The sequence below is a fragment of the Clostridium sp. UBA871 genome, from assembly GCF_002295255.1.
Lineage (GTDB): Bacteria > Bacillota > Clostridia > Clostridiales > Clostridiaceae > Clostridium_J > Clostridium_J sulfidigenes.
This window is the reverse complement of sequence record NZ_DBFV01000004.1, coordinates 136,762-149,604: the sequence shown is the minus strand read 5'-3', so window position 1 is coordinate 149,604 and position 12,843 is coordinate 136,762. Positions and strand designations below refer to the sequence as shown.

Sequence of the window (12,843 nt, the reverse complement as noted above, 5' to 3'; positions counted from 1 at the left end):
CCCATGCCTTAAATTTAGTAGAAGTATTTTCTATTGATTAAACACTAGTTACTTCCTTTATATATTTATTTTTACTTATTTTATAGAATATAAACTGAATTAAAATTTCTAAAAGAAGAGTAATAATTGACTTCTTCATTAACAGTTCAGTCATCCCACTATTAAATACCATAATATATAAGAAATATACCCCTAACATTCCTCCTATAAATATGGGAACAAAGAAAATTATTCTTAACTCCTTCTTAATTACCGATTTTACTTCATTCTCCAAAATTCCAACTTTAAATAGGATACTGTTTCTTTTTCTCTCTTCATTAACATCAGAAATTACTTTATAATATAACACTACTCCATTAGTTATAAGAAATAGTATTCCTATAAAAATTGTGGTGAATAATAACATACCATTATCATCTAATTGCATTCTGATTAACTCTTCTCTATAAAGTGGCCTATATGCTTCCAAGGTTCCTCTTTTATCCTCAGATATCTTACCACCCCATAGCTGCCCTTCATTCCAATAGGTGCTATCTAAATCGTTAACACCTTTTAAATAGTTTAGTAACCCTTTAAAGGCAACATCTTTATTTCTTACATTCATTAAATGTAAGTTTTTAATTGCTCCTTCTTTTACATTTTTCTTTATCATATTATAGTCATTATCGTTAAGAATAAATGCGAATCCTGAATCATATTCTCCACCATACCTAAAATTAGTGAATTGCACACCTTTTTCTTTTCTAATTTTATCAGCGTTTATTTTCAAAGTGTGAGATTCATTAACAAGGTCATCAAATTGTTCTTTCTCTATCAAAGTCCCATGTTTTAGTGCTAACTTATTCACTATTTCTAGATTATTATCCTTAAGAGTTAAAAAAATCAGATTTGGAATCTTATAGTCTTTACTTTCATTTTCAACACTAACATATAATGCCTCATTAGGTTTAATATTAATATTTATTCCCATATGTTTATTATAGTTTGACTGGCTAATTACTGAATGTCTAGTATTTAAGACACTAAGATTACCCGATTCTTCCTTAAAAAGAGGTACTTCAATATATTCTAATTCTTTGTATTCATTTACGCTTCCACCATTATCTTTAACAACATTTATAACATCTTCTCTATTTACACTGTTATACTTATTACTTTCAACAAACATAATATCATATGGATTTTCATTTGAAATATATTCTCTAGTTGAAACATAAATTGAATAACTATATCCTACAAATAGCATAGCTCCAGCTAATAGTAGAGAAGTAATAAACAATATGTTTTTATATGCTAAAAATCTATGAGATAAATTGCTTAAAACCAACAAGTTCTTATTATATATATTAGGAAACTTCTTTAAAATAGCTTTGATCAAGGTAATGATTGCACCAATTATTATATATGGACAAATTATAATTACTAAAAATAATCCTAATATTATAGGTGCAACATCCTCAATATTTCCCTTTAGGATAATAATAGGTAAATAATATAAAGCTGCCACAAAAATCAATATAGTTACTACGCCAATAAATACATTAGTATGTCCAACTTCCTTTTTTACATCAGCTTTAATTCCTTCAACAATAGATATACTTCTAAGGTAAAATATGTTGAATATTACATTTCCTAAAAATATTATTGCAAATACACCAGCACTTAATAAAAAGCTCTCATAATTCAATGTGTACTGGATATTAGCTCCACTAACCATTTTATTTAGAGCCATATAGAACATTCTCCCCAAAACTGTGCCACTAACAATTCCCGTAACTAGAGAAGCTATCATAACCCCGATGTTTTCCATAATAACCATTTTAGTTAAATCTTTGTATGTCATTCCTAATGTTAAATACACACCAAATTCTTTACCTCTATTTTTCAAAAAGTATACATTGGTATAAGTAATAAAAACTATAGAAAATATGATAATTCCCACTAATGCCAACTTTACTATGTCATATGTTGATGTTTTCCCAACACCTCTGATTATGTCAGAATTGTACATTAAACTTCCATACATAAATAGCATTGCGCATATTAAGGAATTAACAAAATAGAAGGATATATATTTATAAAAATTATAGAAAAAGTTCTTTTTTATGATAGCATGAAAGGTCATTAATTATCTCCTCCTATAAGACTTTGAACTTCTAGAATTTTATCAAATAATTTCTTTCGGTTCCCATCAGAGGTAATTTCCATTTTTATTTTTCCATCTTTTATAAATATAATTCTTTTACAGAAAGAAGCTGCAAAGGGATCATGGGTTACCATTAACACTGTACTACTTTTTTCATCATTCATTTTGGCTATAGTTGTCATAACATCATTTGCCGATTTTGAATCTAAATTTCCTGTTGGCTCATCTGCAAAGATTATACTAGGATTATTAATTAGTGCTCTTGCAGCAGCAACTCTTTGCCTTTGACCACCTGAAATATTATAAGGATACTTTTTCTTTAAATCTAATATATTAAAATACTTCATAAGATCATTTAAACGATTTTCTATTTCACTTTGATCTTTCTTATCTAATATAAGAGGTAATGATATATTCTCTTCAACAGTTAAACTATCTAATAAATTAAACTCTTGAAAAATATATCCAATATTTTTTCTTCTAAATAAAGCAAGTTTGTCCTTTTTCATTTCACTAATATCATTATTATTAATAATCACATTACCTGAAGTACCCTTATCTACACCTGAGAGAATGTTAAGTAAAGTACTCTTTCCACTTCCACTTGGCCCCATTATGCCTACAAATTCACCACTATTAATAGTGAAATTTAACCCATTTAAAGCACTAACTTCTTTAGCTCCCTTAAATGAAGCATATACTTTAGTTAACCCATTAACTTTTAATATTTCCATACACCATACCCCGCTAAAAAATAAAATTATCTCTTTTCTTTATTCTTTCTTCTAATAACTTCTAACACATATCCTATTCCCATACCTATAAAAGTCCCTGCAGTTCCCCACATAAAATTCCCTGTAATCACACCAACACCTGTCCCGATTATAAAACCTCCAAGCATTAAATTTACTGAATCTTCATCCTCATCCTCTTCATCATAACTATCACTATTATCACTAGATACATGCTCTTCTTGATTTATGCTTTTTTCTTTATCTGCCTTTTCATTAACTATCAACTCATCTAAACTAACATTAAATATATCCCTTAATAATATAAGGTTATCTATATCTGGATATGCTTTACCTGATTCCCACTTTGAAATTGCTTGACGTGATATATTTAACTTTTCTGCAAGTTGTTCTTGTGATATATTTTTTTCTTTCCTTAATTTTTTTAGATTTTCTTTAAAATTCAAAGTAATCACCTCATGTATAATTATCTCTATCTATTTGCTATTATACAAGCATATATTAGTTACTTTTGCTGTAAACCAGTGGTTGCATCAATTAAAAATTAAGCTTAGATTCCTTAGTCTTGATATAGAAGTTAAAAGCAAAGAAAAAAAGTGCCCCTCCTGCAAAGAACAACTCTTTTAATCAATTAATAATCTATTCTAATAAATTTGCCAGTGAAGGACTTCAAATAATAGGTAAAGAGCGGAGATTAAATTTAGTATTACTTTACAACAGGCTTCTTTTTAAAAGCTAATAATCTTATTATCTCTTCTATATCTTCCTTTGTTTTAGGTCTGTAATTAATCCATCCACCATCACTACAAGGATATTTATTCTTCCATAATTCTTTAGTTAAAGATAAACCCCCATTAATTACTTCATTGAGTTTTTCCTTATCTTTTGAACTTATTTGCATCATTACATCTATATCGCCACTTTCAAAAAAGATATAACATAAGTGCTTGGTTTTATGGGAATACTTATATCCCCAACCGTAATTATTTCCAAATGGGAACTTTAATTCCTTTTGCATATCATATTGTTTATCAAAGGTTTCTTCAAATTGCTTCAATAACTTTTTCGTATCATTTCCAATGAATTCAAAAATCTCTTTTTCCGTAGGTATATTATTTTTATCTAACATCCTATTACTCATATCAACTTCTCCAATCATATATTATATAAAGAGAGTTATAAGCTTCTCTAAAGCTTTACTAACAGAATTCTCAGTATCAGTATTTTTGATACTTAGAAGTCGTTGTCCTTTAGGGGAAATCCTTATCCAGGGACGTAACAGCTCTTTACTCCAACCTTGAAGAAAAGCAGAGAGCCCAAATCTCTGATTTGGTGCTAATCGCTTTCACAGAGTGCGATAGGAGTATTAGAGCTGATAGTCATCGGATTAAAATTAAATAGCATAATTTTTTACTATTATGTATTATCATATATATATTATACGTAAGTTGTCAATAACTTGTCGCATAAATACTTATAGCTATTCATTATAGTGTTTCTCTTTTTGAGTTAAATAAAGGTTCATAAGTTTCTAGTCTTCAAAGGATTGTTTTCCTCTTGCTGTATAAGGGATATATTTCAATATTTTATAATAATTTGTATTACATTTACTATAATGATACACTAATAAATAGGTCGTATATGTAAACCATAACAAATCAAAATAACATCTAGAGATTTATTTGATTTTATTATCTCAAATCTAAAAATAGGGAGGAAACTCTATGGGAATTATGCTAAAACAAGTAACAAAAGAAAATTGGTATGAATGTAATAATTTAGAGGTTTATAAAGAACAAGAAGGAATTGTTGCACCAAATTATAACTCAATCATTTTAAGTTTATTATATGAAAATTGGAATGCAAAATGCATTTATGATGATGATATGCTAATTGGACTTCTTTTATATGGAATTGAAGAAGATACGAGTAAACCAATGTTACTTAGGTTTATGATTGATAAAAAGTTTCAAGGTAAAGGATTAGGAAAAAAATCAATGCTAAAATTGCTTGACTTAATAAAAGTTGAATATGGCAATATAAAATTCTATACAACAGTTTCTCCCCAAAATATATCTGCAAAGAAGTTATATGAAAGTGTTGGTTTTAAAGAAACTGATGAAATAATATGGGATGAAAATGTAATGATAGTACAATTATAAATAAAACCATGAGCAAGTGACTCCAACAAGACACGTCATCACTAAAATGTTACCCATTCCCCAAATTAGGAACAAAATGAATAAATTTTGTTCCTATTAAATTATTAAAATACATATAAAAAATATTCAAAAAACTCGCAAACCCTCACAGCGCCAACAACTAGTTAACTAGTTATATAGTTAACTAGGTTCATATTTAACTAGTTTCCTAGGTAAAATTTTAAATATATCCCTATTAAACTATATAAAATTTTCTATATTTAACTAGGGATATATTTAAATATGTATATATTTTAGGGGGTGATGTGGGAGGATTTTTTTGATTAAAATTTTTTTGATGTAAGTTATTTACAGCTTATATCATATTTACTTGAATATATTTAAGCTTTTTTCTTAAAATATTTATAATAATCTGTTTTACTTCTTTTTTAATTTTTTAAAAAGTCACAAATTTAATATCTACATAGTTAATGAAAAACTAGGGAAATAAGTAGAGCAGAACAGGCTGTAATTAAATTTACATACCACATAGTTAATGAAAAACGAATCCTTCTGCATAGTACCACGCTCCATTTTTATGTATTTACATACCACATAGTTAATGAAAAACTATGCTTCAATGTCAACTAAATTAGGATTACAAGCAAATTTACATACCACATAGTTAATGAAAAACTATAACCGGTATATTCACTAACTATTTTTTCTTCAAATTTACATACCACATAGTTAATGAAAAACTTTCATTCTCATTTACCCCTTTCATTTTAAGTTGCATTTACATACCACATAGTTAATGAAAAACGTCTTTTCTTGTTATAGGCTTTCGTATTACCTACACATTTACATACCACATAGTTAATGAAAAACAATAAAAACTCCACATTTCAATATTGTCCACCCCAAATTTACATACCACATAGTTAATGAAAAACCTAACATATTCGTTCATTGTTATTACCCTCTCATTCTATTTACATACCACATAGTTAATGAAAAACCTAGTATATACGCCTGGTTATTCCTAACGCCTTTTCCATTTACATACCACATAGTTAATGAAAAACTAGTCAGTGACATAAATAATTTGTTTGGAATATCTCTATTTACATACCACATAGTTAATGAAAAACTTTTTAAAGGGGTAGAATTTAAATTAACTAGTTTAATTTACATACCACATAGTTAATGAAAAACGCTTTTAATTTTGCTTTAGCTCCATTTATAAACCCTATTTACATACCACATAGTTAATGAAAAACTTAAGTTCATTAATCATATTTTTAAATGTTTTAGTATATTTACATACCACATAGTTAATGAAAAACAAGTAATATTACTGAGGACAATGGGACTGTATCCGAATTTACATACCACATAGTTAATGAAAAACTAAGTCATAACAATAAGTTTCTGTACCTGTAGCCTTATTTACATACCACATAGTTAATGAAAAACCCATTTTAGTTTATTAAATCAAATAGACTTCAACTCTATTTACATACCACATAGTTAATGAAAAACTTCCCAATCTTTATATAGATGACTCTCTTCTGTATCATTTACATACCACATAGTTAATGAAAAACTTCTGCCCTTCGGAGTTCTTCTGCGGTTGGTGCTCCATTTACATACCACATAGTTAATGAAAAACACTATTGCTTATACTAACCAACTTAATAAAGTATTGATTTACATACCACATAGTTAATGAAAAACGGATATGCAGCCTTTAGCTTTTCAGCGTGATAATTTAATTTACATACCACATAGTTAATGAAAAACCTTTATCCATTAATTCATCACATTCAATATTAAATAGATTTACATACCACATAGTTAATGAAAAACCATACGTATCTGCATTTCTTACTAGGCTTGGTGCTACATTTACATACCACATAGTTAATGAAAAACAGACTCTAATTCCTTTATTTTGTCTATGTTATTCATATTTACATACCACATAGTTAATGAAAAACGCATATGGTGCATTGTAGGTAATTTTATCTGTACTTAATTTACATACCACATAGTTAATGAAAAACTCCATAACAGATAAATCACTTTCGCTTTTCATTTTTGATTTACATACCACATAGTTAATGAAAAACTTTATCTGTAAACAAACTTAGTCAAATTGCTAAAGTATTTACATACCACATAGTTAATGAAAAACATATAAATATTGATACTAAATTCTTTAATCTAGATCCATTTACATACCACATAGTTAATGAAAAACGAGTGTAAGGTTTTGAATTGAAGGGTCTTTAAATCAAATTTACATACCACATAGTTAATGAAAAACTTGCTTCCTCCTGCTGCTGCATCCATCTGTCCAACTAGATTTACATACCACATAGTTAATGAAAAACCTATCGTTTATATCTCTATCCCAGAAATCAATCTCTATTTACATACCACATAGTTAATGAAAAACTTAGAATATAACTCAATACAAACATATTGTACTGCTTATTTACATACCACATAGTTAATGAAAAACGTTCAAGCTATTTTAGAAGGTAGAAAGACAGTAACAATTTACATACCACATAGTTAATGAAAAACTTTTAGTTTTAGGATTATATATAAGCACTCTTCCATATTTACATACCACATAGTTAATGAAAAACTCAAAATAACGAATGTTAAACGGATAAAAAAGTTAATTTACATACCACATAGTTAATGAAAAACCCTAAATAATAATATCTCTTCTTCCCTCTATTTTACATGTATTTAGCCTGGTCAGCAATATGTTAAAATTACGATTTTTGCAGTTAACCCTTAGTAAGTTTTTTTATATTCTAGTTTTTTCTTTATTCTTGGCATTATTACTATGTTTGATGGTAGTTTGATAATTTCTAGGTTTACTGCAAATCAAAATATCACATAAAAATATCCATTACATTTCTATCTATTCCAACTACTTCTTTCTTTATATTATTTGAATTTTTAACCCGATAAACATATAATGAGTCTTCATGTTTATCCATTGTCTTTCTAAGTTCCTCAACACATTTGGTTAGTGCACCTTGAGTTATTTCACCCTCAAATACTGAATTTTGTGTCCATATCAAATATTTTCTTAATATCTTTCTAACTCTATTAACTCTTTTTTCATTAACATCATAGGTCAATATTACAAACATATACATATACCTCCTTACCACCAAACTTTTAGTGGCTTATAAATTTCATCACCTATAAGATGTTTTATTATCTTATAACATTCTAGCTTTATAAAAGTTCTGTATGATACACTTCTATTTAAGCTTCTATGTTTTATTGTAGTATCTAACTTTTTCTCAAATTCTCGTATAAATTTCTTCTTACCTATTTCATTTAAATAGCAAATTTCATCCATATAATCAAAATCACTTTCTTTAATCATATTGTTATTTACCATGCTAAATATTATAGAATCTACAATTATAGGTTTAAATATTTCTGAAATATCTAGTGTTAATGAAAATCTTTTTGTTGAAGGCTCATGCAAGTAACTTACTGTTGGATCCAACTGTGTTTTATAAAGTTCACACAATACAGTTGAATACATCATTCCATTTCCAAATGATATTAAAGCATTTATTGGATCAGTTGGTGGTCTCTTTTGCCTTTTTTCTAGCTTAAACCCATTTTTCAATATCACATTAAAAGTTTTATAATATGTTTTTCTAATTCTACCTTCTACACCCATAAGTTCCTCTATAGTTTGTACTTCTTTTAAATTTTTTCTTTCTATTTCAATACAATCAATAATATCACTGGTAGTATCTTTATGTTTTCTAAGATTTCGTAATATATTAAAAACAGCACCTTCAATAAATTTCTTTGCCAACTCTATTCTTTTTTCATAAATAAAATAGTGCTGTGATTGCTTTACTACTAAAAGTCCTGATACATTTTTCTTTCTTGGACAAAAACTTCCTGAATAGAACCCATAATAATTAAAGAAGTTTAATATTACTCCATTACTTCCAGCAAAGTTTATCATTTTGGTGTTTAAATCTATTTCTCCAAATAGGCTAATGCTATCCACTTGCTCTACTGGTATATATTTCTTACCTGTTTCATCTGAATCAAAGCATATAGTGTTATCCTTTCTTTTTAATCTACCACTGGAGAACATAAAATAATCTCTATTCACCTAATTCACCTTCCTTTACATAACAGAATTCATAATAAGAACACTTTTTACATATGGAACTATTTATGGGTTTAGGAATTTTATCTGAACTTTCTATTTTTCTAATATTTACAAGTGTTTCTTCGATTTCTACTATATCTTCAGGTGTTAGCTCTACCTCTTCTATACGTTTTTCTAATGTATAGTTTATTTTTCCCTTTTTTTCTATATCTAAGTTCTTTAAATAATAAAGATAGTACATTAACTGCTTTCTATCTGATTCTGGCATCCTTGATGATAGCTTTATTTCTCTAATATATTTGCTATTTAATATATCTAATTTTATATTTTCATCTACCGTCACTTCTTTATTTTTTTCTTTGTTATAAGCTTTTTCATGTAAAACCTTTCCTTGAATCACTCTATCATTTTCTTCTTCAAAGCATATATTTTTAGAGAACAGCCAAAGTTTTCTTTTGCAAATATAATAATAGTTTACTTTTGTACCACTGGTTTTATAATCTTCAAAATTATATTGTAACATTATAGAAACTGCTCCTCCTCATCAAATCCTTTTTTTTCTTTCTCTATTCTTGTCCCTTTTTCATAGGTATATTCAGTATCTCCAATAATGATTTCATTGTATTTGTTAATTACAATTCTATTTTTAATTCTTCCTGCTCTTTCTAAAACTTTATACTTCCTAATATCTATGGAGACTGTTAAATCCATAATCTTATCTTTTAGCTTTATAGAATCCGATACAGTATATTTACTATTTTTATCACTTAGCATCTCAATAATTTCTTTTATTTCTTCTTTATTAGCATCATAGATTGCTTTAGGCATTATAGTTTTACTGTCTATTCCTCTTAAGTCTATGTTGCTTTTTTCTATACTATAGTCCTCTATGTGTTTTAAGTCTTCTAAAGTTTCTTTAATAATTTTGAAGTAATTTGATTTCTTCAAATTACTAACAGTATAAATATCTTCTACTAGTTTCATTTTATACTCTTCAAAAATTTCTTTATGGCTCCATCCAGCTATAGCTTCTTTAGATAACTTAAAAATATCATAGTCTATTATGCCTTTTCCTACCTTTTCTGAAACTCCTGATGGTTTTACATCCCCACCTGTATAAATATATATATTAGATTGTTCACTGTTATAATCTCTACCTCTATACACTCTTCCCATTCTTTGAAATAATCCACAAATATCGGACAACTCCGTAAATAATATGTCGAAGTCTATGTCTACACTAGCTTCTACAACTTGAGTTGTTATCCATATTCCAGTATCATCATTATCTTTTTCTCCCATATATAATATCTCAGACTCTTTTTTTCTTCTGTCTCTTTTTATAAATTGAGAATGAAATAAGTTCACATTACATTGAATATTTCTATTTACAATTTCATCGTATAAATCTTGAGCTGTTTTAACTGTATTAACAATTACTAAAACCTTCTTGTTATGATGTTTATCTATTATATCATCTACATCTATGGGTTTTTCTAAAACACTTGCTCTATGTCTTAATATTGATTTACCTTTACTATTAAGCTTAATAAATGATTTTTCTGCCTTAATATATGCTTTTTCCCCTAACTCTCTTTTTATAAAATACTCGAATATTGGTGGGAATGTAGCTGTTAATATTGCAAACTTACCACCTACATCATTTATGTATCTTAAAGCTGTTATTAAAAACGCTACCAGTTGTGGTGAAAACATTTGAATTTCATCAATTACTATTTTGGAATATGATAATGTTGCTAGTTTTAGTTCATACCCTTCATACTTAAAAATAAAATCTACTAACTGATCTAAGGTACATATTGTTAAAGGCAAGCTTAGTTGTTTTGTTCTTTCCACATAATCTAAATCTACTTCAACGTCTGACATTTTTACATACTCCGATAAAGTTTCAGAATGAAGTAACCCTGTTAATTCTTTAGGAAATTTAATTTTCTCTAATATCCTTTTATATATTGCATTTATAGAAACTCTTAAAGGAAGAATAAAGAACCCTTTATTATCTCCAATCCATAAGAGTCCAGCTTCTGTTTTTCCTATTCCTGTAGATGCTACTGATATTATGTTTTTATTATTATTCTTATACATAAATTCTTGTAATTTATTCATTGTGCCAAAGCCTTCTATTAATTCTTTAACTCTTAATTCCAGTTCTTTATTTTCTAATTCAACAATTACATCTTTATTAGAACTTGCTGCAAAATCTATCTTATTTAATAATCCTTTATTTACAACATATTTATAGGCTAAATTTAATTTCTCTTGTTCTTCATTGTCATCCTCTAAGTTATCAAAATCAATGTCACCCATAGAAATTCTATTACTGGTGTATCTTGAATTTGAAGGATACATTTCTCTACCTTCAGGCAATTTATCATATTGGAATTCTTTAAAGTAATTTATTAATTCACCTTTAACTGTAGCTTTTATATTATCTTCATTTTTTTCTTTTTCTCTTACATGATGATAGTAAATACTTTGATATAGTATTTTAAGCTCATCCTCATCATAAATCCTCTTTAATTCTTTTCTTTGTAAAAAAGCAACGCTCAGATATCCATGAGTCACTTCATCACTAACGCCTGTTAAATCTTCTAGTTTTTTATTAAACTTTTGAGCTTTCATTATTTTATTCTGAAACTTTGAGTTCATCTTTCCTAAGTCGTGGTATATACAAGAAAGTCTTAATATCTCCCAATCTATAAACTTAACTTTATCACCATATATAAATTTTAGAACTTTTAATTGATTTAGTAACTCATCTGTATGCTCTTGTATAGTTTGAATCGGGTTACTTTTTGCTATATACATATTCTCCATGGAAACACCTCACATTAAAATAAAAGATAGGGTAAAACCCTACCTTAAGCTAGAAATACTATATTGCCATCCTCATCTACTTCTATTTCTCCATCATCAATATCTCTACCTTTGTTACTATGGATAACTTCTACTTTTCTCCATTTTCTAAATTCAGTACTTTTTTTAATCTCTACTTTTTCATAACATTTTGTTATATTATAGATACTTCCACCAGTCTTATCATTTATAATATTTTCATTCTTTTCTAAAGGTATAAATGCGTCCAATGCTAGAGTTGAAGATTCGTCTCTATCTTCAGTTCTTATTGTTACTATTTTCACCTCATCAACTCTTGCTAAGTCTTCTCTTCTTCCTAAAGAAATGTATTCTCTGGGGTTTAAAAGTGAATTATAGATTTTATCTACTAAGGTTTTATCCTCTGGAACTATGTGTATAAGTAAATTTACATCTGTTAAAAGTTCTGCTGTTGTAACTCCTCTTGTAACTCCATAAGCAACTTCCTTGCCATTTTCAATTGTATTTATTTTAACTTGATGTCTATCTGATTCATATTTTGCCCCTGCAAACTCATATCTTGTATACAAGTCATTTACTTTTGAATGGTATTCTCCCTGAACAGAAATGTCCATAGGTTTATATTCTTTGAAATCGCATATATAGTGTATCATTCCAATTATTGTTGAATAAGGTGGTAATGGATAAGTTTCCTTTAACTGAAAGCTTGTAGGTTTTTTATAATTTACAAGGTTTTGGTTAAGCCTTATTCTTATAGCTTTTTTCTCCATT

Annotated in this window: 10 protein-coding genes and 1 CRISPR repeat array; of the genes, 1 reads left to right on the top strand and 9 read right to left on the bottom strand. The window is 27.6% G+C overall.

Annotation, left to right across the window (positions count from 1 at the left end):
* Nucleotides 1–37: 37 nt before the first annotated feature.
* The 4 genes from B3086_RS06550 to B3086_RS06535 form a co-directional block, all read right to left on the bottom strand.
* Nucleotides 38–2,011: an ABC transporter permease gene (locus B3086_RS06550; protein ID WP_346893010.1), complete on the bottom strand. Its 1,974-nt coding sequence runs from the start codon at nucleotides 2,009–2,011 to the stop codon at nucleotides 38–40.
* A 113-nt stretch (nucleotides 2,012–2,124) separates the two neighbouring features.
* Nucleotides 2,125–2,880: an ABC transporter ATP-binding protein gene (locus tag B3086_RS06545; protein WP_346893008.1), complete on the bottom strand. Its 756-nt coding sequence runs from the start codon at nucleotides 2,878–2,880 to the stop codon at nucleotides 2,125–2,127.
* Between the two features lie 26 nt (nucleotides 2,881–2,906).
* On the bottom strand, nucleotides 2,907–3,344 hold the full coding sequence (locus B3086_RS06540) for a helix-turn-helix domain-containing protein (protein WP_414632274.1): 438 nt from the start codon (nucleotides 3,342–3,344) through the stop codon (nucleotides 2,907–2,909).
* A gap of 260 nt (nucleotides 3,345–3,604) precedes the next feature.
* A complete protein-coding gene (locus tag B3086_RS06535) occupies nucleotides 3,605–4,039 on the bottom strand; it encodes a DUF3788 family protein (RefSeq protein WP_346879393.1) in 435 nt (144 codons plus the stop codon).
* Between the two features lie 583 nt (nucleotides 4,040–4,622).
* Between B3086_RS06535 and B3086_RS06530 the strand changes: the two genes are divergently transcribed.
* Nucleotides 4,623–5,060: a GNAT family N-acetyltransferase gene (locus B3086_RS06530; RefSeq protein ID WP_346893004.1), complete on the top strand. Its 438-nt coding sequence runs from the start codon at nucleotides 4,623–4,625 to the stop codon at nucleotides 5,058–5,060.
* Nucleotides 5,061–5,510: 450 nt separating this feature from the next.
* Nucleotides 5,511–7,763: direct repeats of the CRISPR family, unit length 29 nt; unit sequence ATTTACATACCACATAGTTAATGAAAAAC.
* Nucleotides 7,764–7,954: 191 nt separating this feature from the next.
* Here B3086_RS06530 and cas2 read toward each other — a convergent pair.
* The 5 genes from cas2 to cas5b are packed head-to-tail and all read right to left on the bottom strand — an operon-like array spanning nucleotide 7,955 to nucleotide 12,842.
* Nucleotides 7,955–8,218, bottom strand: coding sequence for a CRISPR-associated endonuclease Cas2 (gene cas2 / locus B3086_RS06525; protein ID WP_346893002.1), 264 nt, complete (start codon nucleotides 8,216–8,218; stop codon nucleotides 7,955–7,957).
* 14 nt (nucleotides 8,219–8,232) lie between these two features.
* Nucleotides 8,233–9,216 (bottom strand): type I-B CRISPR-associated endonuclease Cas1b, encoded by a 984-nt coding sequence (gene cas1b, locus B3086_RS06520; RefSeq protein WP_346893000.1) that lies wholly within the window; start codon nucleotides 9,214–9,216, stop codon nucleotides 8,233–8,235.
* Entirely contained in the window at nucleotides 9,209–9,739 is a 531-nt protein-coding gene (gene cas4 / locus B3086_RS06515; RefSeq protein ID WP_346892998.1) for a CRISPR-associated protein Cas4, read from the bottom strand. Before cas4 ends, cas1b begins: the two co-directional genes overlap by 8 nt.
* Complete coding sequence (cas3, locus tag B3086_RS06510) at nucleotides 9,739–12,054, bottom strand: CRISPR-associated helicase Cas3' (protein WP_346892996.1); 2,316 nt, start codon at nucleotides 12,052–12,054, stop codon at nucleotides 9,739–9,741. The genes cas4 and cas3 overlap by 1 nt, the downstream gene beginning before the upstream one ends.
* Before the next feature lie 44 nt (nucleotides 12,055–12,098).
* Nucleotides 12,099–12,842 (bottom strand): type I-B CRISPR-associated protein Cas5b, encoded by a 744-nt coding sequence (gene cas5b / locus B3086_RS06505; RefSeq protein WP_346892994.1) that lies wholly within the window; start codon nucleotides 12,840–12,842, stop codon nucleotides 12,099–12,101.
* Nucleotide 12,843 lies beyond the last annotated feature (1 nt).